The organism is Streptomyces sp. NPDC051218 (genome assembly GCF_044455475.1).
Taxonomy (GTDB): Bacteria; Actinomycetota; Actinomycetes; order Streptomycetales; family Streptomycetaceae; genus Streptomyces.
On the sequence record NZ_JBITEU010000013.1, the window covers coordinates 69,312 to 90,477 of the forward strand.

The window sequence follows — 21,166 nt, forward strand, 5'->3', positions numbered from 1 at the left end:
GGGCAGCCGCCGTCAGCGCCTCGCCAGCTTGCCGAGCGCCCGCAGGACCGGGGAGCGCCCCGCCCGGGGAACCGTCCACAGTGCTTGCCCCCTGACACCCCAGTCGGCAAGGAGAGCTCCGGCCGCCAGGAAGCCGGTGGTAGCGGCGCGCTCCATGAGGGCCACGGGCAGGTCACAGCGGATCGCGTCACCGGCAAGCGTCACGCGCGGGTGGGGAGTGCGCACCGTGGGCCGCCGGGCATAGGAGCCGACCGGGAAGTGCGGGCAGTCGGCCCGCCATTCGTGCCGGGCGTCCACGATGCGGGCCGGGCGGGTCTCGGGGTAGATCCGGCGCAGGCTGTCCAGGAGACGTTTCTGCGCGCTGTCCTGTGGCGTGCCGGCGGCGACGGCGTATCCGTGCAGTTCCACGACCGACCCGCCGGTCCGGGTGGCCCAGCGGGCTGCCTCGCCTTCGTAGCGTTCCAGGACGCTGATGTTGTCGAGGCCGTCGTAACCGCTGGTGCCGAGGAAACCGGGGCGGTCGGCTCGGACCGGGCGGTCCAGCCACAGCCGGGAGACGAGGAAGGGCGGCGCGGTGCGCAGGGTGGCGACGTCCTCACGCCAGGCTGGGGTGCCGAGGCCGGGCGAGGCGGCGACGAGGCCGCGCAGAGCTCCGGGGTCGAGGGCGAGGACGGCCGCTTCGTACGGGTGGGCGGCGGTGTCGGTCCGCACCTCGACTCCCCTGTCACCGTCGGCGTGGACCTCACGGACGGGTGTGCCGGTGCGGATGTCCGTCCCGTGGCGCTGCACGTAGTCGCCGAGCGGATTCCACAGAGCCTGCGGGAAGGGCTCTGTGGGCACGTCGAAGAGCAGGCCCTCGGAGGAGCCGAGGAAGTAGATGTGGAACATCAACAGGAGCTCCGCGGCGGACAGTTCGCGCGGGTCGGCGAAGAAGCTGCGGGAGAACACCTCGAAGGCCAGGTGGTGGGCGGCTTCGGGGAAACGCACGCTCTCCAGGAAGCGCGTCGCGCTCATCGAGTCGAAACGCTCGTGCACGTGGGGCACGCGGACGTCGAGGAGGGGCAGTGCCGCCCTGGCATCCATGGCGGTGAGGTCGCGCCAGCCGAAGGTGGGGCTTCGAGCGACAAACCCGAGCGCGCTGAAGGGCGGTGTGCGCGGGACGCGGGCGAAGCTGTCCGTCATCCCGCCGCTGTGCCGCAGGGGGTAGTCGGGCAGCGGCCGGAGCCGGTCGAGGGCGGGGTCGGTCCTGCGCAGTAGTCCGCGCAGGTTGTAGTACTGGCGGAAGAAGGCGTGGAAGCCGCGGCTCATGGTGGTCTCGGAGCCGTCGGCCAGGCGGGTGCGCCAGCCGGCGAGCCGGCCGCCGAGTGATTCCCGCTGTTCGTAGAGGGTCACGCGGGCGCCACGTTCGGCCAGCAACGTGGCCGCGGCCAGTCCGGCGATGCCTCCGCCGACCACGGCGACGCTCGGTGCGTCGTCGCGCTCGAAGCGGTTACGGCCGGGGGCGGGCCGCAGCAGCTCGGCCTTGCGGTCACGGCCTCGCCGGGCGGCAGGCTGCCGGGCGCTCACGCGGCTCCCCCAACTGCCGTGCTCTCTGTGCCCTCTGCGCCCTGTGAGGCGTTGCGGGCGAGGAAGGTGTGCACGATGCCGGTCTGCCATCCGGCTACGGGAGCGACGCGCACGCCGGTGAACCCCGCATCCGTCAGACGCGCGGTGAAGGCGGGTGCGGTGTCGAAGTCGAGGACGCTTCGCCACAGGTGACGGTAGAGGGCACGGTCCCCGCTGAGTGTGCCCGCGGGCACGATCACCCCCTGGCAGACGGCTGTCCACAGCGCACGATGCGCGGCCGATCCGCTGAGGCTGTACTCGTGGACGGCGAGCCGCCCGCCCGGTCGCAGCATCGTCCGGACGGCCGCGAGCAGGCCGTCCGGGTCGGTGACGTTGCGGAACGGGTAGGCGGCGAACACCGCGTCGTACGGCTCCTCTTCCCTGAGGGCCACCTCCTCCGCGGTGAGGTGCTGGAAGCGGACGTGGCCCGGCCATGGTTTGGCCAGCGCGCGGCGCAGCATTCCCGCGGAGGCGTCGACTGCCGTGATGCGGGCGTGGGGCGCGGCCCGCAGGAGGGCCCGGGTGGAGCTTCCGGTGCCGCATCCGAGGTCGAGGATGCGGAGCCCGGCGCCGCCGTGCGGCAGTTGGAGGCGGCGTGCCGAACGCAGGAGGTCCGTGCGGTAGCCGGGGTTGAGTGCCGTGAGGCTGTCGTAGGTGCGCGCCGCGTGGTCGAAGGCGCGTGCCAGGTCGTGGTCGCGCAGCAGTGTCATCGGTGGCTCTCTCCGATTCGTGGGGCGGGGCGGGCACGGCGGGGAAGGAAGGGGACTTCGACAGCGGTGCGGAGCATGGGGCCGATCGGGGTGCGCAGGCCGATGGTCCACTCCTCCCGCACAGAGGTGTCGCCGTCGAGGAATCTCAGCAGGCGTTCGGTCGGGACGCGGCGGAACAGGCGGGTGAAGAAGTCGGGGCCGTCGACCCGCCCGGTGTCCAGGGCCCGCAGCAGCACGGCGTCCATGGCGAGTGCCCTGCGCCCGTGCGGTGGTGGCACACGCGCGTGGCCATCGCGCAGGGCGGCGGCGATGGCCCGGCTCTGCCGCTGTACGGCGGCGAAGGTGTAGCCGGTCGCAGGGCGCGTGGCACCGCCCGCGGCGCCGATCCGGAAGACGGATCTCCCGACCCTGCGGGTGAAGTGGCCGTCCGTCATGGGGATGACGCCCTGCTCCGCCGATTCCACGGTGTGGGCGCCGAGTTCGAGCACGTCGCGGCTGTAGCGGGTCAGTGCCGCGTCGTAGGCCTCGGTGGTCAGCGGCGTACGGGAGAACTCGGTGTACTCGACGAGGGCTTGGTTCGGCGACAGCGGCAGCACGTAGCCGAAGGCGAGCCCGTGCTGCGGCTGCGGCACCCTGAAGTCCATCAGATCGGCGACCGTCGGGTCGAACCGGTCCGTGTCCGTCCGCACGAACCAGCCGCGGAAGTGCTGCATCAGTTCGGTCCGGGCGGGCGGCAGCAGCGGACGTGGCCGCGAGTCGAACACGTGGCGGGCGCGCAGGGTCAGCGCCCGGCCTTCGGGTGTGGTGCAGCGGACCTCCGCGCCGTCAGCCGTGTCGCGCACCGTGTCGGCCGTCGCGCGCAGGACGTGCGCGCCGGAGGAGCGTGCGAGCCCGGAGTACACCAGCCGTTCGAACTCGGCGGACCGGAGCATGCGGTAACGCAGCGGGGACGGGTCGACGGTGACCGGGCGGCCGTCGGTCGGGTGGATGCGCAGCCGGGACCAGGACGCGGAGACTGCTTCCTGAAGGTCGCCAGTGTCCTGTTCGTCCCCCGTGGCCTGGGACCCGCCGGTGTTCTGGTCCCAGTAGCACCAGGTCCGCTCGGGCGGTCGCCGCGGGCCGTCCGGCGCCTCCACCAGGGTGAAGTCGAGGCGGCCGGCCGCTGCCAACTGGTGGGCGAGGCTCAGGCCGGACGCGCCGCCGCCGACGATGACCACATCCGACGTGTGGTCGGCGGGCTCGGCGGCGCGGCTCACGTGAAGCGCCGTCCGAGGCTCGCGTTCGGCCCGGTCGCCCTCAGGCACGCGCCTGGTCACTCAGCACCTCCCTGGCGGCCCGCGTCCCCGATGACAGGGCGCCCTGGACGGACCCGGTCGCCCGGTGGTCCCCACAGACGTAACGGCCCGGCGCGAAGCGCGTGGTGCGGCTCAGCGGCCACGGGGGTTCCATCACGGGCAGGGCTCCTTCGACGGTGTACACGGCGACCTGCCGCCACTCGCTCGTGTCGGTCCCGTACAACTCGGCCAGGCGCCGCAGCACGGCCTCCTCGACTCCCAGCGTGTGCGCGCCGAGCACGGAGCTGGAGATCAGCGCGGTGCCAGGGGGCGCGTAGGTGGGCGCGGCCTCCGTCAGCACACAGGTGTTGAGCACCGCACCAGTGCTGTCGACCAGCAAGGTCGGCTCCGGCAGCGGCGTGCGCGGAGCCGCGTGGTAGTACGTGGTCACCGTGCGGCCGTCCGGTACGGCAAGGCCGGGCAGCAGGCCGGCCGCCGACGCCGCGTCCGTGGCCACGACGACGGACCTGGCCGGGAGTTCACGGCCGTCCGTCAGAAGCACCCCCGCATCGGTGACCGCGGCGACGGGCGTCTCCAGCGAAAGGACACCGTCATCAAGCCCGTTGGCCAGCTGAGCCGGCACGGCGCCGATTCCGTCGGACGGCAGGCAGAGCGTTCCTCTGACCATGCTGCGCCAGACCAGATGGAAGAAGCGGGCGGAGGTCTCGAGGCGGTCCTCCAGGAACACGCCGGACAGGAACGGCCGCAGGATTTCGTCGACGCTCTCGGCCGACACCCCGGCATCGGCCAGAGCGGTGGCCGTGGAGCGGTCCCGGCGCCGCTTGAGGAACCCGGCGGGCAGCAGGGCGTCACGGGCGGTCAGCGCGCCCAGGGCCGCCAGGTCACGGGCCGGAAGCACCCTCCCGGGCAGCAGTGTCCGTGCGGCCTTCGGCTGCCGGGTCGGATCCGCGAGACGTACGGGGCCTGTCGAGGTGTGGGCGATGAGGCCCGGGGTGAACGGCCTCAACTGGAGACTGCGCAGGTCCAGACGCCGTTTCACCTGGGGGTAGGAGGTGTTGAACACCTGGAAGCCGCGGTCGAGGAGAAACCCGTCCCGGCGGTCGGTGCGCATCCGGCCGCCCACGCCGTCCGACGCCTCCAGCAACGCCACACGCCGTCCGGCGTGCTGCAGGTCCAGGGCGCACGCAAGGCCGGCGAGGCCCGCTCCGACGACGACGGTGTCCACGATCCCACGGGGCTGACTGGTCATCTGCTTCTTCCCTGGCTGTCTTCTCGGACGCGAATCCCCGTGCCTGGCGGGCTTGGTGTCGGCCCACGCGACAGAATGGGGCGAACACCACGTCCACCCGAGCACGTTCCGCCCGGCCGGGCCAGGCGCCACTGCGACCCGGGCCCCGACGGACGACAAACCATCACCTGAGCGCGACCGATTCCACCGCCATGACCGCCTGGGCCAGGCTCAGCGGATGCTGGACCCCCGGCGCGCTCTGCCCGGCCCAGCCGGGCCCGAGGAGCAGGACGACCGGCTTCCTGCGTGCGCCGCGCACACCCCACTCCATCGAAGCCACGTGCTGGGCCAGCGGCCGGCTCGCGGTGGTACGGGACTGCGACCAGAGCCCCACGGCGACCGGCCCGGTCCTGCGTACCGCCTCGACCAGTGACTCGACGGGCAGCGCGCCGCCGAACATCCGCACAGGGAGGGATCGTTCGGCTAGGGCGGCGGCCAGTACCTCGAGCGGCAGCGTGTGATTCTCCGCGGGCACACAGGCCAGGACCGTGACAGCGCCGGGGCGGCCGGCGGCCACGGGCGGTGCGTGGCGTCGCAGCGCGCCGGAGATGTGCCAGGACAGGAAGTGCTCGACTTCGACGTACCGCTCCCCCGAGCTCTCCCATTTGCGGCCGACCGCCTGCAGCGTGGGCATGATCACCTCTGTCCAGGCGGCGACCAGGCCGTGTTCTTCGATGGCCGCCCCCAACAACTCGTCGAGCGCGGCGGCGTCGAGTCGCAGGGCCGCGCGAGCGACTCCCCTGCACTCCTGGCGCACATCGCCGAGTTGAAAACCTGTCCGGGCCCGGCTGCGTTGCCGGTTCGCGACCCGCGGTACGGGGGCGGCACCGGCGGGGGCACCGGCAGAGGGCTCGGCAAGGCTCTCCGACACCGCCGGGCTCGCCTCGCCGAGCACCAGACGGGCGGCTTCGGCAGGGGGCAGACCCGTCGCCGTGAGCGCGCACATCCGCTCCAGCCGCGCCACGTCCACGGCGGTCCAGCGGCGATGACGTCCACCGGTACGCACCGAGGGCCCCAGGCCGTAGCGGCTGTCCCACGAACGGATGGTGGTGGGCGCCACCCCCAGCCGCCTCGCCAGTTCACCGGTGGTCAGCCTGCCGACGCGCCGTGTGTCCTCGCCCCGGTCGTCTCCCGTCAGGCTCACGTCTCCCACCTTACGACGCATAAGCGACGCAAGTTGTTGCGTCGTTTTCGGCTCACAACACTGGGCCACAGACCCCGCCGCAGCACGCACGCCGCACGCCTCGGGGGTCCGCAGAAGGCCTTCCGCCCTCACACGGGACGCACGGCAGGAGGAGCAGAGCCATGAGCACGTACACGCGATCCGCCGGTGTCCGCCCGCCACTGAGCACGGGGGTGCGCACACCGAGTGCGGAGAAGAGGCTGTACGAGGACGATCTGGCCCGTGGCCTGCGCGCCGCGGACGAGAACGCCTTCGCCGCGACCTACCGGCACTGGGGCCCGCTCGTCCATACCATGGCCGCTCGCTCGCTCGGCGACACCTACGAAGCCGAGGACGTCACCCAGCAGGTGTTCCTCGGCGCCTGGCGCGGACGGGACGGTTTCCATCCGGAACGCGGGTCCCTCGGCGCCTGGCTCGTGGGCATCACGCGCCGGAAGATCATCGACGCGCTGGCGGCCAGGACGAGGCGCCTCACGCTGATCGACTCGGTGGCCCACTTCGCCGACCCGCAACCCCCTGAGGAGCGCGTGTCGGATGCCGTCCTGGACCGGGTGCTTCTGGCGGATGCCCTGTCCCGGTTGCCCCGGCACCAGCGCGAGGTGTTGTGCATGGCGTTCTACGACGACCTGACGCATGCCCAGATCGCCGAGCGGACCGGGATGCCCCTGGGCACCGTGAAGAGTCACTCCCGGCGTGGTCTGCATCAGTTGCGGCACGGGATCGAGTCGGGGCGCGCCGAGGAGTCGACCGCGTAGGCGCACCCCCGCCTTCGACCGACGCTGGTCCATGGTGCGGGCTCCTCACATCCAGGCGGCTTTGCGACTCTGCTTCCTCTTCGCCTCGGAGGTCAGGAACGGATGCGCGACGGGCTCTTCGACCGCGGGCCCGTCTCCTTGGCCGACGTACGGCTGAGGGCGCCGGGCGGCTGCGGTTCCCGCGACGATAGGCGTGCCTTGCGAGGTAGGCATACGATGTTGCCCATGACGCAAGACAATGGCGAGATGGACAGCCTCGTGCGCAAGCGGATCCGGGCCCTTCGGGTGGCGCAGGGCTGGTCCCTGGAGGAGCTGGCAACCCGCGCCTCGGTCAGCCAGTCGACGCTCAGCCGCATCGAGAACGGTCAGCGTCGCCTGGCCCTCGACCAGCTCGTCACCCTCGCCCGAGCCCTGGACACCTCCTTGGACCAGCTCGTCGAGACGGCCACCGACGATGTCATCACCAGCCCGGCGATCGACGGAGCCCATGGACTCATGCGCTGGCCGATCAAGGCGGAGCCAGGCATGAGCGTCGTACGCCAACGGATGACGAACCCGCCGCCCGACAACCCCGCACGCATGCGCGCGCACCCCGGCCGTGAGTGGCTCGTCGTGTTGTCCGGCACCGCGGTCCTACTGCTGGGCAACCGGCGCCTGCGCATCGAGACCAACCAGGCGGCGGAGTTTCCCACGATGCTCCCCCACGCCATCGGCGCCGAAGGCGGACCGTGCGAGATCCTGGGCATCTTCGACCGCGACGCCCGCCGCGGTCATCAGCGAGAGGACGAGAACAAGAGCGGATGAGACGGCCGTCGATCGCCGGTGACGCGCCGATGACGTGCCCGTCGGTTGCCTCTGCGGCAGTGTGGCGCGCCACCTTCTTGCGCACCCTGGGATTCATGATGCCTCGACGGCATGACCGACCTAGCGTCGCCGACATGACCCACGCTTCCACACACACGCACACGCACACGGGCACAGGCCACCACGGCGCCGACCACACCCCCCAGCATGAGCCGGACGTCGGCAGGCAGGCGGAGATCCTCGATCTGGACGCGGAGGTGCTCTCCGAGCACATCGCGTCGATCACGGCCTGGCTGCCCGTCGAGAAGGCGCCGTCCCGCGTCGTGGACCTGGGATGTGGGACCGGAGCGGGTACGTTCGCCCTGCTCACACGCTTCCCCGGGACGGAGGTCGTCGCCGTTGACGCGTCGGACGACCATCTGAGCCGCCTGCGCGCGAAGGCCGACGAGCTCGGTCTGGCCGACCGGGTGCGCACGGTGTCGGCCGATCTCGACGCGGACTGGCCGGACCTCGGCCGGCCCGAGATGGTGTGGGCGTCGGCGTCGCTGCACCACATGGCCGACCCCGACCGCGCCCTGCGCAAGGTGTACGAGCTGCTCGCGCCCGGCGGCCTTTTCGCCGTCGTCGAGCTGGCCGGCTTCCCGCGCTTCCTGCCCGCCGACGCCCCGGCGGACCGGCCCGGCCTGGAGGAGCGCTGCCATGCCGCCCTCGCGCACCACGCCGCCGAGCACGTGTCGCACCGCGGCGCCGACTGGGGCCCCAAGCTGGCGGCCGCCGGGTTCACCGTCGAGGGCGAACGCGTCATCACCGTGAACGTCGACGGCTCCCGCGACAGCGCGGTCGGCCGCTACGCGCTCAGCAGCCTGCAGCGTCTGCGCGCCGGCGCCGCTCACGCCCTCTCCGCGGAGGACCTCGGCTCGCTCGACCGACTTCTCGACACCGACGGCCCGCTCAGCGTCCTGCGCCGCGACGACCTCGCGGTCCGCACCGAACGCAGCGTGTGGGCCGCTCGGCGCTCCTGACGTACGCCACTCCCCCGGACACGAGAAGGGTGGGCCCGTCACGTGCGAACGGAAACGGGCCCACCCACAGCGTCCTCGGGAACGCATGCGGCCACCGTACGAGCACCCGCACCGCAGCGCCTCCTGAGCAGGCATCTGCGGGTATCTGGAGCAGGCATCTGCGAGCGAGGGTGCCGTGCGGCTCACGCCACCGGAATGGTGACCTCTCCCGCCGGGCCGCTGTCCTCGGGCGACTCTCCTTCGGGGCCGAGCGGGCGCCCCTCCCACACCAGGGCGCGCCAGCCCTGGTCGGGCGAGCCTTCGAGGATCACCACGCCGGTGTTCCGCAGCGGGTGACCCGCCGCGTACGCCACGTCGACGTTCTCCGCACGGGCCGCCACCCAGGTACGGATCACGGCACCGTGGCTGACCAACGCCACCGTCCCCGCACCCGTCGCGGCGGCCTCTGCGACGACGGCGTCGAAGCGCCCCAAGGCCTCCACGCCGTTCTCACCGCCGGGCATCCTGCGCTCGGTGTCGCCGCCGGACCAGGCGAAGGCGGTGCCCATGTAGAGGGTGGCGGCCTCGTCGTCGCCCCGCATCTCCAGGTCCCCGGCGATCAGCTCCCGGATGCCGTCCCGGATGCGGGGTTCGAGACCCCTCTCCGCGGCGAGGGGCGCCGCGGTCAGCTGGGTGCGCAGCAGCGTGGACACGTACAGGGCGTCGATCTTCTCCGCCGCCAGCGCCTCCGGAACCGCCGCCGCCTGGTCCTGCCCCAGCGGCGTCAGCCCCGGGCCCGGCGCCCCGGTGTCCAAGAGGTGCTTGAGGTTGGACGGGGTCTGACCATGGCGTATGAGCAGCAGACGCATGCGGAAACTACCTTCCCTGGGCGGAGACGGAGCAAGGGGCAAAGAGGGAACAATCTCTTCCACTCTGCCACCAGTGCCGTCCGTCTCCGCACCGGAGCGTCTGCGCACCAGAGCCTTCCGCAGCCCTCCGCCTCGGGTCGCGGCACGTACCAGCCGTCGTTACGCGGGGACGATGCGGTAGACGCTGCCGCCTATGTCGAGCACGTACAGCTCGCCGTTGCCGCCCTGTACGAACGAGATGACCTCGCCGCCGTTCACTCCGAGGTCGTTCACGCCCGTCACCTTGCCGTTCTCCATCTGCAGGGCGCGGACCGTGCCGTCGCAATAGTCACTGAAGACGTACTGGCCCTTGAGGTCGGGGATCGCCTTGCCGCGGTAGACGTATCCGCCGGTCACCGAGCAGCCGAGGCCGGTGCGGTCGTATTCGTGGACCGGCGGCACGTGGTTCGCGGGTTCCGTGCCGTCCCGGAAGGGGTGGGTGCCCTCCATCTGGGACCAGCCGTAGTTCTCGCCGCCCTTGCTGTCCGCCGGGGCCCAGTCGATCTCCTCCCACGCGCTCTGCCCGACGTCACCGATCAGCAGGTCGCCCGTGCCCGCGTCGAAGGAGAACCGCCAGGGGTTACGCAGCCCGTACGCCCAGATCTCGTCCCTGGCCTTGGGGTCGTCGACGAACGGGTTGTCCTGCGGGATCGCGTACGGCTCGCCGCCCCTCGGGTCGATCCGCAGCAGCTTGCCGAGCAGGGTGTCGAGGTTCTGCCCGTTGCCGTGCGGGTCTCCGCCCGAGCCGCCGTCGCCGAACGCGATGTAGAGATAGCCGTCGGGGCCAATCTTGATGTCGCCGCCGTTGTGGTTCGGGTACGGCTGTGTCTGTGTGAGGACGGTGCGCCGGGTCTCGGGCCGGAGCTTGCCGTGGCGCACCGCGAACTCGTCCACGGTGCTGGTGCCTTCGAGGTTCGTGAACGAGATGTAGAAGTGCGCGAACTTCTTGTCGAACGCGATGCCGAGGAGACCGCGTTCGCCGTCGGTGGTGGTCTCCTTGGAGATGTCGAGGACGGGCTTGCCGAGCCCTTGAGGGCCCAGCACCCGTACGGTTCCGGCCCGTTCGGCCAGCCAGACCGTGCCGCCGGGACCGGCGGTGCCGGCGGTCGGGTTCGTGGCCGTGGTCACCTTCTTGAGCGCCACCGTCGGGGCCTGCCGCGGGGATGCGGGCTCGTCGGCGGACGCGGTGGCCAAGGCGAGAGAGGCTATGAGGCAGATGGTGCCGATGATCGCCGAGCTTCTGGTGCGAACGTTCACCGTGATCCTCCTGGAGGCGGCGAAGGGGAGGTCACCCGGCTGCTGGGGGCAGAGTTCGGTGGGGTGTCGCCCGCGCCAGCACGCAACCTGGGTGGGGGGATGGTGTGCTACTGGCCACGCATGAGGATACTGGGACGACGGTTGTTGGTATAGACCAAGACGCCGCGCATCTACGGCAGTTGGCAGTTCCCGCCCTGACCGTTCCCGCCTTCGAACGTTCCCGCCGTTGACCGTGGTCTCAGATCACCGTGGCCTCAGGTGCCTCAGGGGCGCTGCGTCATGTGGGCGAGGGTCTGCGCGGCGCTGTCGGGCGCGAAGGCGCCGTCGATGCCCTCCGCCGCACCTTCGGCGGCCTCGACGGAGCGCGGCAGGAGGATCTTCTCGTACGCGGTGATCGCCTGGTCGATGGCGGGGTGGTCGACGAGGGCGTGGGCGAGGTCGGCGCCGTCGAGCATGGCGAGGTTGGCACCCATACCGGAGATAGGGGACATCAGGTGGGCGGCGTCGCCGACGAGGCTGAGGCCGGGCGTGTGCGGCCACGTGTGCGGGACGGGCAGGGCGTACAGGGGGCGGTTGGTGTAGCCCGTGTCGGTGCCGGTGATGAAGCCGAGCAGGTCGGGGCTCCAGCCGGTGAACTCGCGGAGCAGGGCGCGCCGTAGGGCGGTGGTGTCGGCGAGGTCGAGGCCGGCTTTCCGGTGCCAGTGCTCGTCGGTGCGCATGCCGACGTAGACGCGGATGTGTCCACCGCTGTTGCGCTGGGCGACGAAGCCCTGGTTGTCGTCGAGGGCCATCATCGTTCCGTCGCCGGTGAGTTCGGCGAGGGCGGGGTGACGGCGGTCGGCGTCGTCGAGGCCGATCTCGACGAAGGTGACGCCGGTGTAGACCGGAGTGGCGTCCGACAGCAGTCGACGCACCCTGGACCAGGCGCCATCGGCCCCGATGACGAGGTCGGCTTCCGTGACCGTGCCGTCGGCGAAGTGCAGTCGATGGGTGCCGTCACCGAGGGGTTCGACGCGGGCGAGCCTGCGTCCCCAGCGCACCGTGCCCGGGTCGAGGGAGGCGAGGAGGAGGTCGCGCAACTGACCTCGGTCGATCTCGGGATTGCCCTCGGTGGCGTCGCCCTCGGGCGGAAGCGCGTCGAACAGGACCCGGCCGTCGCGACCGATCAGCCGCATCTGCTGACCCTCGGGGCGGGCCTGGGCCAGGAAGTCGTCCAGCAGACCGGCCGCGCGCAGGGCGTGCTGGCCGGAGTGGGGATGCATGTCCAGGGTGCCGCCCTGGTCTCGGGCGGTACGGGAGGCGTCGCCCTCGTGGACCGTGGCGGCAATGCCGTGCTCCTGCAGGACGCGGGCGCAGGTCAGGCCGCCTGGACCGGCGCCGATGATGGCGATGCGGGGTTCGGACGTGGTGTTCATGGTGGTGCTCCATTCGGGCTGCGCAGCGGCGGCTGCACACGGGCGGCTGCACCTTGCGGGCCGCAAGCCCAGAAGAGCACACCAACTCAATAAGTGCAACGACTCAACTTTTGAAACTGAGCAACCGAAGCGGTAGAGTCAGGGCATGACCGATACCGAGACCGGCGCCCTTGCGCAGGCTCCCGCGGAAGACCGCCCGCAAGCCCCTCCGGAGACTCCGGCAGAGGCACCGTCGAAGACACCGATGGGGCGCCGCGAGCGCAAGAAGGCCGCCACCCGCCAGGCCATCGCGGATGCGGCCCTGCGGCTGTTCCTGGAGCGCGGGTACGACGATGTCGGCATCCGCGAGATCGCGGACGCCGCGGACGTGTCCACCACCACGCTGTTCAAGCACTTCCCGGTCAAGGAGGCCCTCGTCTTCGACGAGGACGCCGCTCAGGAAACCCTCCTGCTCACCGCCGTGCGTGACCGACCCCGGGGCCGGTCCATCCCCGCGGCACTACGGGAGCACGCGCTGCGCCACCGCATGGCGTCCGCGGACAGCGACGCCCGATTCACCGCCTTCGCCGACCTGGTCAACACCACCCCGGCCCTGCGTGACTACGTCCAGAACATGTGGCTGCGCCACAGCTCCGCCCTGGCCAGGGCCATCGCCGAGGAAAGCGGCCGACCGGCCGACGATCCAGCCTGCGCCGCGCTGGCCCACTTCGCCCTCGAAGCGCCGCGCGCCGCCCACGGTCACGACCACCCCCGCCAGGTCGTCATCCGCGCCTTCGAGTTGCTGGAGAACGGTTGGGACTCCCTTGCCTGAGTTTTCCGAACTCCTGGTGTTCCAAGGGGCGAAACCCACCCGCAATGCTCCGCTAACATGATCGAACTCACGACGAGTGCCCCGATCGCTCATACATCACCAGAAAAGCACGCCATCCAGCACGAAGAGTGAGCCATTAACCACAACTAACAAATCGGCCAAAAGAATTGATACCTATAGCATCGCGAAATTCCTCGCGAATAGACCTCCGAACAGTGCTCGCCGCGTGGCGCAGGCCGCGGGCGATGCTGTGGACCGCGGCGGCCGTGATCGCCCTCGGGTTCCTCGTCGCGCTGGAGATCGCCGCGCGCCACTACGGCGTGGCGGGACCGATCACCAACCAGGCGCGAGAGGTGATCTTCGCCCCGAAGTCGGGGCCGCTGCTCTACGCCGGCATGGCGTTGATGATGGTCGTGTTCACCTGGCGGCAACGGTTCATCGCGATGGGGATCGCGGTCGGCATCGATGTCGTCTTCTTCTTGGTGCGCTGGCCTCTCGGCGCCGACATGATGTTCGGCAACGGCGCGTTGTGGGTGATCCTCGGCTGCGCGGTCATCGCGGTCACGCGCCGCACCGGCCAGGAACGTGTCCTGCTCCTGAAGGGCGTCGGGCTGAGTCTGCTCCTGGTCGCGGGCCGCAAGACGGGTGACACCTGGCTGCTCATCACGTCCAAGACCCGCCCCGCGGTGCTCGATCAGTACGTGGCCACGGCCGATCACGCGCTGGGCAACCCCTCGTGGCTGGTGGGCCGGCTGGTCTCGGCGACGGGTCCGGTCGGCGAGCACGTGCTCGACTACGTGTACATCCAGCTCGCGGTGGCCGCGGTCATCGTCGCGCTGTACCAGTTGCGCAACGTGGCGACCGAGCGGCGCTTCCCCGGCCACCATCTCGTCCGTACGTTTCTGGTCATCGGCCTGCTGGGACCGGCCATCTACATGATCTTCCCGGTGGTCGGCCCGATCTTCACCTACGGGGATGGTGCCTTCGGTACCGGTGGCGAGCAGTGGGCGATCGCGAACCTGTGGCCGCACACGGTGCCGTCGATCAGCGTCCCCCAGTCGATGCCGTTCGACGAGATCACTCCGCGCAACTGCATGCCGAGCCTGCATACGGCGTGGGCCACGACGATCTTCATTCATTCTCGGAAGGGCCCACGGGTCCTGCGCTATGCGGGCGTCTTCTGGCTGGTGGCCACCCTCGGCGCGACGCTGGGATTCGGCTACCACTACGGCGTGGACATCATCGCCGGCGTCGTCTTCGCGTTCACCATCGACGCGGCGCTGCGCTCGCTGGACCGTGGCTGGGACAGGTCGGCAATCCTGCTGGTCGCTTACGGCACGACGGTGTTCACACTTCTCCTGGTGTCCTTCCGCTTTCTGCCGATGCAGATGGCCAGGCACCCGTGGATATTCGGACCACTTCTCGTGCTGGCGATGATCTCGGTGGTCCAGGGCTATGTGCGGACCACCAAATTGTGGGAGCCGAAGACCGTTCCGGCGCCTCAACCGGAACCGCAACCCGAACTGGTCTGAGGCACGGCGCATGAGGTGGGGCTGACCGCTTCCCGGATCCGATCAGGCCGGGAAGCGGAGCCCCTGGGCCTCCATCAGGCCCGCCGCTCGGGTCAGCGGCCCGTGGACCCGTCGATCCGCTCTCGGAGGATGTCGGCGTGGCCGGCGTGCCGGCCGGTCTCCTCGATCATGTGCACCAGGACCCAGCGCATGGATGGCGCAGCCCCTCGGCGCGGGGGTCGCGGGGCGGGAAGTGTCAGGTCAGGGCAGGCGTCGATGACCTGGTTCGCTCGCGCGACGGTCTTCCGGTAGTCGGCGAGCACGCCGTCGAGGGAGTCCTCCGCGGACGGCCGCATGCTCGCGGGCCAGTCCTCGGTGTCCTCACCGAGGAAGTAGAACCGTTCGACGCACGCCAGATGCTTGAGCAGCCCCAGAAGGCTGGTGCCCGAGGGCACACCGGCCGTCCGGACCTGCGGTTCGGGCACCCCCGCGGCCTTGTCCGCGATCGAGTCGCGCAGATAGTCGAGGAAGCCGCGCAGAGTCGCCTTCTCGTCGGCGCCGGCCCGCGGAGGGCCGTTGTCGGTCATCGGCATCGGCATCGGCATCGGCATCGGAGTGTCCCTTCGTCGGCAGACGCGCCGGGTGCGGTTCGACGCGCACCTTCGACGCCGGAGATGTTCCCGACAGGATCGACACCGCCACTTCACTCTCGCAATAAAAATTGCAGATCCGCATTATCGGGTGCCGACCAGGGGGAGCCTCGCGGACAGCCGCCCGCAGAGGAACAGGCGGCTCGCTCAGGCAGTACGCCGTGGCTTTCTCGCGGCCGTCTTCTTTTCGGTCGCCTTCTTGGCGGTGGTCTTCGTGCCTGCCGCCTTCTTGCCGACGGACTTCTTCGCCGGGGCGCTCTTGGCCGCCGTCTTCTTCGTGGCCTTCTTGGCCGCCGACTTCTTCTTCGGCAACTCGTGGACCGTGGCGTCCTTGCCGGTCTCACCGCGGGCCGACTTGGCCTTCTGTACGGACTCCTGGAGTGCGTCCATCAGGTCGAGAACCTGCCCGGCCGGAGCTTGTGACTCGTCCGGCTTGGGCGGCTGCTTGCCCTCGGCCTTCGCCTCGATGACCTGCTCAAGGGCTTCCGTGTAGCGGTCGGTGGCCCAGTCCTGGCCCCCGATGCCGTCCGTGGTCATGGAGTCGATGAGAAGGATCGCCCGGTCGATCTCGTCGTCGTCCAGGTCCATCGCCTTGGGGGCCAGCTCCTGCGGATCGCGCACTTCGTCGTCCCACTTCATGGCGTGCAGCACGATGACGTCGTCCTGCACGCGCAGCAGGCCCAGACGCTCACGCCCGTGCCACGCGAACTTGGCGACGGCGGCCTTGCTGTTCCGCTCCAGGGCCTTGCGAAGGAGCGTGTAGGGCTTGTTCGCGACCTGCCCGTCGGCCTGGAGGTAGTACCCCTCGCCGATCCGGATCGGATCGATCGACTCGTAGGGCACGAAGCCGGCGATCTCGATCGCCTTCGCGGTCGGGAGCGGCATCTCGTCCAGTTCGTCGTCGGTGACCGCGACGATGGTGTCCTTGCTGACCTCGAAACCCTTGCCGATCTCGGCGTTCGTGAGCTGCTTGCCGTCGAGATCGCAGATCTTCCGGGTGCGCACCCGACCCATGTCCTCCAGGTGGTACTGGTGGAAGCTGATGCTGTGGTTCTCCGTGGCCGGCAGAACCTTGATCGGGATCGTGACCAGGCCGAACGAGATCGCGCCTGACCAGACGGGTCGGGGCATGCGGTACCTCCGTGACAGCCCCGAGGACACCAGCCTAGGAGTGACTCCGCCGGGCGGCACGTGGAGCGCACCCGCGGGCGGCCCGCCGGAGCAGCCGCCGGGCCGGAACAGTCATCGCACCAGGACAGTCATCGCAGCAAAACGATCTTGAGTTCGTTGATCTTGGGCACACGGAGACGAGTGATCTTTCCTGCCGTTCTCCGTAAGGGAGTGCAATGACCGTACCCTCGCGCCCGGTTCAACGTATGGACCGTGAGCGGCGCTTCAATCTCCGTGCGACTGCCTTGTTCTTCGCGCTGCTGGCGATCATCCTGTGTGTCCTGGCCTTCGTGGTCCGCACCGCGGCGGAGATCATCGAGAGCCGCCCCGCGTGGGCCGCCTCCGTCATCGCGGTGGGCATCGGGGCCGCGTATCTGTGCCGTTCCAGGTGGCGCCGCTTCTCCGCGGCCAGATACGCGCGCCATGCCGCCGAAGCGCTGGAGGAGGTGGCCGAACAGGCCACTGCAGAACGGGCCACTGCGGAACGGGACCCCGCAGAACAGGCCCCCGCGGAAGCGGTGTTGGACGGTGAGGAGACCACCGTCGCGCTCGCTCCTGCGGATGATTACACCGAACTGGACCCCGACGGTTTCGAGCACGCGATAGCCGACCTGTGCGCCCGCGACGCCTGCCGGGAGGTGGAAGTGGTGGGCGGCGCCTGCGACTTGGGCGCGGACGTCATAGCGGTCACCTCCGACGGGCTCCGCGTCGTCATCCAGTGCAAGCGCTACGGCGACGACAACAAGGTCGGCTCGCAGGATCTGCAGCGCTTCGGCGGCACCTGTTTCACCGTCCACGACGCCGACATCGCGGCGCTCGTCACGACGAGCGACTTCACCGCGCCCGCCCTGGAGTACGCCGAGCAGTGCGGCATCGTGTGCGTGAACGGCGAAGAGCTGCATGCCTGGCTCGACGGCACCGGTCCGAGTCCCTGGGAGGTGGGGGCGGCCGTCGAGGCCTGACCGGGGAGCGGCGCGCCGGCCCGCCGCGGCGTCAGCGGAAGCCGACCCTGTCCAGGCGTCTGAGCACGGGCGAGGCCGCGGCCCCGTGCACCATCACCGACAGCAGCACGATGAACGTCACCACCGCCCACAACTCCTCCTGATACGCCCGGAGATCCCCTTCCCCCAAGGCGTACGCGAGGTAGAACACGGAACCGATCCCGCGGATGCCGAAGAAGGAGGTCACCGCGCGTTCCCCCGGCGTCGTCCTCCCCCGCAGCTGGGCGATCCACCCGGTCAGCGGACGGATCACGAGGAGCACCAGCACGGCCGTCACCGCGCTGCTCCAGGAGAGTGCGGAGAGCCCGCCGCAGGCGATGAACCCTCCGATGAGGAGCAGCACCCCCGCCGTGAGGAGCCTCTCCACCTGTTCCATGAACGTGTGCATCACCAGCTGGTAGCCATGGGCGCGTTCGGCGGCCCGGATCGCGCAGGCCGTCGTGAACACGGCGAGGAAGCCATAGCCGTGCAGCACTTCCGTGAGGCCGTACGAGACGAAGGTCGCCGCGAGCGCGACGAAACCCTCCCGGTGCTCGGACAGCCGCAGCGCCTCCCAGCCGGCCCGGAAGAACATCCACCCGAGCAGCCGGCCGACCAGCAGGCCGACCGCCACGCCGACCGTGACGCGCACGAGCACGTCGCTCCACAGCCAGTGGCCCACCCACTCGCCTGACCAGCCCGTTTCCGAGGCGGCGAACATGGCGAGCGCGGCCAGGACCAGGGGGAAGGCGAGCCCGTCGTTGAGACCCGCTTCCCCGGTGAGGGCGAAGCGCACCTCGTCCTCGTCGTTCTCGGCGTCGGTGGGCTCGCCGACCCGTACTTCCGCCGCGAGGACGGGGTCGGTCGGCGCGAGCACGGCGCCCAGGAGCAGCGCGACGGCCGGCGGCCAGCCCACCAGGCCCCAGGCGACCAGCGCGGTGGCCACGACGGTCAGGGGCATCGTGATGCCGAGCAGGCGCCACGCGGTGGACCAGGAGCGTCGGCCGAACGGCCGGTTGATCGCGAGACCCGCGCCCATCAGGGCCACGATGACGCACACCTCGGTGAGGTGCTCCAGCCATGCCCTGTGCTCGTAGGGATCGAGGTCGGGGAGCCCGGTCGGAAGCAGGTAGACGAGGAATCCGACGGCCAGGAAGACCATCGGCATGGACATGGGCTGGCGCGCCACCAGCCTCGGCAGCACCGCGGCCAGCAGGGCGCCGATCCCCATGCAGGCGTAGCCGACGTCCGCCGCGCTCACGTCCATCTAGCTCACGTCCATCTACCGGCCCCTGTCCTCGTGGAGAGCTCGTCAGGGTGCCGGGTAGGGCTGCCGGGCGAGCTGCTCGGCCAGGTGGTGGGCGTTGACCGCGAGGGCGTGCGTGGTGGAGGCGACGGCCTCGGGCGTCTCGTCCAGATCCTGGTAGTCGGTGCCCTGCTTCGCCTCGCCCACCCAGTAGGTGACCGCGTAGGGCGCCAGCGAGAAGCCGAGGTCGTTGCAGGCCTGGAAGACGTCCGCGCTCACGTTGTGGGCGCCGTCCTCGTTGCCGACCACGGCCAGCGCCGCGACCTTCCCGTACATGAGGGGCCGGCCCGCGTCGTCGGTCTCCGACATGTCCGCGTTCAGACGCTCCAGGACCCGCTGACAGACACTCGACGGGTGGCCGAGCCAGATCGGCGTGGCCAGCAGCAGGATGTCGGCGGCCAGCACCTTCTCGCGCAGCGCGGGCCAGGCGTCGCCGTTGCCCAGGTCGACGGCTACACCAGGGCGTACGTCGTGATCGGCCACCCGGACCGTCTCGACCTCGACGCCCAGCTTCTCGAATTCCGCCATCACCTGGTCGGACAGTGTGTGGCTGCTGGATGAGGTGGGCGAAGAATTCAGGGTGCATACCAAGGACAACGCGCGCATGCGGAGCTCCATTCGTCAGTGACCGGGTCGTATCCCTGCAAGGCGTTCCCGATTGGATCAACCCTAATCAAGCACCTGGGAAGAAAAACGCAGGTAAGCGGCCCATGTTTTCGTCGTCGTTCGCAGGGCAACCGGTAGTCAAGAAGCTGTGCAGCAGTTAACGAACTGACGCCCGGCCAGTAAAGACGTTCTTTGGAGGTCCCTCATGCTGAAGGCCATTGCAGATGTACTCCGAGCCATCGGTGGAGCCATTGCCACGGTGGTGACGCTCCCCTTCCGCGCCGTCGCGCGACTGTTCGGCGGAGCTTCCTCCAGCGCCCATGGCCACCACTGACAGCAGGGTCCTTCACAGCTCTTGGTCGACGTGCTTCTGCAGCACGTCGCAGGAGTGCTGGAATTCCTCCATGAGCCGGGTGGATTCCACGACAAGGACTCCGTACGGACGAGTCGGGTCGGCCAGCGGAAGGCCGGCCCGGCTCGCTCCGTCGGTCACCTTCTGGCAGCACCCCTGGGCCTCGTCGGCCAGCTGACACAACTGCCGGGCCTGCTCGATGAGGGTGTCCTCGTCCAGCTCTCCGAGGACCTGAGCGATCTTCGCCAGGGATTCCAGGAAGTCGGAGTAGTCGTCGAGGAAGGCCCGGTCGTCGTGCCGGCCCCCTTCCTCTTCCTGCCACTGATGCAGGCTGCGCGTCAGTGACGCCACTTGGTACAGCGAGCGTTCGAGGGCTCCGAGCACAGCGCCGTACCCCTCGAACGAAGCCCGGCCCCGATGCCTGCGCAGCAGGCGGCGCGGGTTGAAATAGAGGCTCTCCTCGGCCGTACGGAAACCTTCCCGGGCCTGGGTGATCAGGCCTCCGGTCTGCTCGGCCCGCCGACGCCACTGGCTGCAGCGCTCCTCGTCGAGTTCGCCCTCGCGCAGCGCCGGATACATGTCGCTCACCAGCCCGCCCAGGGCGGTGGAGAGTGTTCGGATCCCGTACTCGGCGCTGCGGTAACGCATCGGCGGGGCCACCGTGACGTTGACGATGACCCCGATGCCACAGCCGATGAGGACGAGCAGGATGATCTCCCCGAGCTGGGTGATCTTCTGAGAGGCGGACGTGGCGGCGGCGTAGGTGGAGAAGGCGAAGAACGCCGCGGTGGCGACCTGTGATCCCTGCGAGCCGAGCGCGGGCCACCGTCCGATGGACAGGCCCACCAGGGCGACCAGGACGAACGTGAGCAGGTCGGGGCCGCCCAGGAACCCCAGGCCCGCCACCATCGCCACGCCGACAGCCACCGCGCCCAGATAGCGCAACGACTGCAGGAGGGACTGGTACACCGTCACCTGCATGATCAACACCGCGGAGAACGGCGCGAACGCCGGTGACGGCGCGTTCAGGAGGTAGTACGAGACCACCCAGGACAGCGTCGCGGCCAATGTGCTCTTGACGACCAGGAGCAGGGTGTGGCGTTCGTAGCCCGCTGTGTCCCGGGCTCGCCCCCACCACTGGCGCACACGGTCCAACCGCCCCTGGGCTGCGGCTTCCGTCCGCTGCCCGCCGTCCTTGCCGGCCATACACCGACTCCGTTCCGTCCAGCAGGTGATCGAGTTCAGCCTGCTACCCGGAGGAGCCATCCGCATGCGGACTTCGGGCCGAAGGGCCCGCAGGGCACATCGCGGAACCGTTACCACCGCAAACGCCAGGCCTGACGCGAGACGTCAGGCCTGTCGCGTCTGCGGGGTCATGCGGTTCCGCCGCGCCTACCAATAATGCTTTCGCCCGCCCACCGCGTGGCCCACGGATCCGAGAACCCACAGGATCACACCGACGACGACGAGGATGACGCCGATGGTCCACAGGATGGAGATACCGGCCAATAGGCCGATGATGAGCAGGATGATTCCGAGTGCGATCATTTGCGCCTCCG

General features: G+C 70.0%; 21 protein-coding genes. 7 read left to right on the forward strand and 14 right to left on the reverse strand.

The features are described from left to right. Positions 1–12: 12 nt before the first annotated feature. The 5 genes from ACIBCK_RS33840 to ACIBCK_RS33860 form a co-directional block, all read right to left on the reverse strand. Positions 13–1,566 carry an FAD-dependent oxidoreductase gene (locus tag ACIBCK_RS33840; protein ID WP_399396478.1) on the reverse strand — a complete coding sequence of 518 codons (1,554 nt, stop codon included), beginning with the start codon at positions 1,564–1,566 and terminating at the stop codon, positions 13–15. Further along, positions 1,563–2,315 (reverse strand): class I SAM-dependent methyltransferase, encoded by a 753-nt coding sequence (locus tag ACIBCK_RS33845; RefSeq protein WP_399396480.1) that lies wholly within the window; start codon positions 2,313–2,315, stop codon positions 1,563–1,565. The genes ACIBCK_RS33840 and ACIBCK_RS33845 overlap by 4 nt, the downstream gene beginning before the upstream one ends. Then, positions 2,312–3,571 (reverse strand): lycopene cyclase family protein, encoded by a 1,260-nt coding sequence (locus ACIBCK_RS33850; RefSeq protein ID WP_399396684.1) that lies wholly within the window; start codon positions 3,569–3,571, stop codon positions 2,312–2,314. The genes ACIBCK_RS33845 and ACIBCK_RS33850 overlap by 4 nt, the downstream gene beginning before the upstream one ends. Positions 3,572–3,611: 40 nt before the next feature. Continuing rightward, entirely contained in the window at positions 3,612–4,859 is a 1,248-nt protein-coding gene (locus ACIBCK_RS33855; protein ID WP_399396482.1) for an NAD(P)/FAD-dependent oxidoreductase, read from the reverse strand. A gap of 163 nt (positions 4,860–5,022) precedes the next feature. After that, the gene (locus tag ACIBCK_RS33860) at positions 5,023–6,063 is read right to left on the reverse strand and encodes a MerR family transcriptional regulator (RefSeq protein ID WP_399396484.1); all 1,041 of its coding nucleotides are present in this window, start codon (positions 6,061–6,063) and stop codon (positions 5,023–5,025) included. Between the two features lie 140 nt (positions 6,064–6,203). Here ACIBCK_RS33860 and ACIBCK_RS33865 point away from each other — a divergent pair, with 140 nt between their 5' ends. The 3 genes from ACIBCK_RS33865 (at position 6,204) to ACIBCK_RS33875 (ending at position 8,662) form a co-directional block, all read left to right on the forward strand. Continuing rightward, the gene (locus ACIBCK_RS33865; protein ID WP_399396486.1) at positions 6,204–6,836 is read left to right on the forward strand and encodes an RNA polymerase sigma factor; all 633 of its coding nucleotides are present in this window, start codon (positions 6,204–6,206) and stop codon (positions 6,834–6,836) included. A gap of 225 nt (positions 6,837–7,061) precedes the next feature. Continuing rightward, the gene (locus tag ACIBCK_RS33870) at positions 7,062–7,640 is read left to right on the forward strand and encodes a helix-turn-helix domain-containing protein (RefSeq protein WP_399396487.1); all 579 of its coding nucleotides are present in this window, start codon (positions 7,062–7,064) and stop codon (positions 7,638–7,640) included. Positions 7,641–7,774: 134 nt separating this feature from the next. Continuing rightward, positions 7,775–8,662, forward strand: a complete 888-nt coding sequence (locus tag ACIBCK_RS33875; protein WP_399396489.1) for a class I SAM-dependent methyltransferase — start codon at positions 7,775–7,777, stop codon at positions 8,660–8,662. Between the two features lie 182 nt (positions 8,663–8,844). Here ACIBCK_RS33875 and ACIBCK_RS33880 read toward each other — a convergent pair whose 3' ends face one another. From ACIBCK_RS33880 to ACIBCK_RS33890, 3 genes are all read right to left on the reverse strand, one after another. Next, positions 8,845–9,510 (reverse strand): histidine phosphatase family protein, encoded by a 666-nt coding sequence (locus ACIBCK_RS33880; protein ID WP_399396491.1) that lies wholly within the window; start codon positions 9,508–9,510, stop codon positions 8,845–8,847. Between the two features lie 159 nt (positions 9,511–9,669). Continuing rightward, entirely contained in the window at positions 9,670–10,806 is a 1,137-nt protein-coding gene (locus ACIBCK_RS33885) for a PQQ-dependent sugar dehydrogenase (protein ID WP_399396493.1), read from the reverse strand. A 263-nt stretch (positions 10,807–11,069) separates the two neighbouring features. Then, positions 11,070–12,221, reverse strand: coding sequence for an FAD-dependent oxidoreductase (locus tag ACIBCK_RS33890; RefSeq protein ID WP_399396494.1), 1,152 nt, complete (start codon positions 12,219–12,221; stop codon positions 11,070–11,072). A gap of 244 nt (positions 12,222–12,465) precedes the next feature. On the opposite strand from ACIBCK_RS33890, the gene ACIBCK_RS33895 reads away from it, so the two are divergent. Next, a complete protein-coding gene (locus tag ACIBCK_RS33895) occupies positions 12,466–13,032 on the forward strand; it encodes a TetR/AcrR family transcriptional regulator (RefSeq protein ID WP_399396686.1) in 567 nt (188 codons plus the stop codon). A 245-nt stretch (positions 13,033–13,277) separates the two neighbouring features. Next, a complete protein-coding gene (locus ACIBCK_RS33900; protein WP_399396688.1) occupies positions 13,278–14,564 on the forward strand; it encodes a phosphatase PAP2 family protein in 1,287 nt (428 codons plus the stop codon). A gap of 92 nt (positions 14,565–14,656) precedes the next feature. Here ACIBCK_RS33900 and ACIBCK_RS33905 read toward each other — a convergent pair whose 3' ends face one another. Next, a complete protein-coding gene (locus ACIBCK_RS33905; RefSeq protein WP_399396496.1) occupies positions 14,657–15,154 on the reverse strand; it encodes a DinB family protein in 498 nt (165 codons plus the stop codon). A gap of 186 nt (positions 15,155–15,340) precedes the next feature. After that, the gene (locus ACIBCK_RS33910; RefSeq protein WP_399396498.1) at positions 15,341–16,324 is read right to left on the reverse strand and encodes a Ku protein; all 984 of its coding nucleotides are present in this window, start codon (positions 16,322–16,324) and stop codon (positions 15,341–15,343) included. A 215-nt stretch (positions 16,325–16,539) separates the two neighbouring features. On the opposite strand from ACIBCK_RS33910, the gene ACIBCK_RS33915 reads away from it, so the two are divergent. Further along, positions 16,540–17,325 (forward strand): restriction endonuclease, encoded by a 786-nt coding sequence (locus ACIBCK_RS33915; protein ID WP_399396500.1) that lies wholly within the window; start codon positions 16,540–16,542, stop codon positions 17,323–17,325. Between the two features lie 31 nt (positions 17,326–17,356). Here the strand turns inward: ACIBCK_RS33915 and ACIBCK_RS33920 are convergent, their stop codons facing one another. Together ACIBCK_RS33920 and ACIBCK_RS33925 are read right to left on the reverse strand one after the other, a co-directional pair. Further along, on the reverse strand, positions 17,357–18,610 hold the full coding sequence (locus ACIBCK_RS33920; RefSeq protein WP_399396502.1) for a cation:proton antiporter: 1,254 nt from the start codon (positions 18,608–18,610) through the stop codon (positions 17,357–17,359). A gap of 45 nt (positions 18,611–18,655) precedes the next feature. Continuing rightward, positions 18,656–19,255, reverse strand: a complete 600-nt coding sequence (locus ACIBCK_RS33925) for a flavodoxin family protein (RefSeq protein WP_399396504.1) — start codon at positions 19,253–19,255, stop codon at positions 18,656–18,658. A 205-nt stretch (positions 19,256–19,460) separates the two neighbouring features. Between ACIBCK_RS33925 and ACIBCK_RS33930 the strand changes: the two genes are divergently transcribed. After that, positions 19,461–19,589 (forward strand): LPFR motif small protein, encoded by a 129-nt coding sequence (locus tag ACIBCK_RS33930; protein WP_351165998.1) that lies wholly within the window; start codon positions 19,461–19,463, stop codon positions 19,587–19,589. A gap of 12 nt (positions 19,590–19,601) precedes the next feature. Here the strand turns inward: ACIBCK_RS33930 and ACIBCK_RS33935 are convergent, their stop codons facing one another. After that, positions 19,602–20,813 (reverse strand): aromatic acid exporter family protein, encoded by a 1,212-nt coding sequence (locus ACIBCK_RS33935; RefSeq protein WP_399396506.1) that lies wholly within the window; start codon positions 20,811–20,813, stop codon positions 19,602–19,604. A 186-nt stretch (positions 20,814–20,999) separates the two neighbouring features. After that, on the reverse strand, positions 21,000–21,155 hold the full coding sequence (locus tag ACIBCK_RS33940; RefSeq protein ID WP_367047933.1) for a DUF6131 family protein: 156 nt from the start codon (positions 21,153–21,155) through the stop codon (positions 21,000–21,002). Positions 21,156–21,166 lie beyond the last annotated feature (11 nt).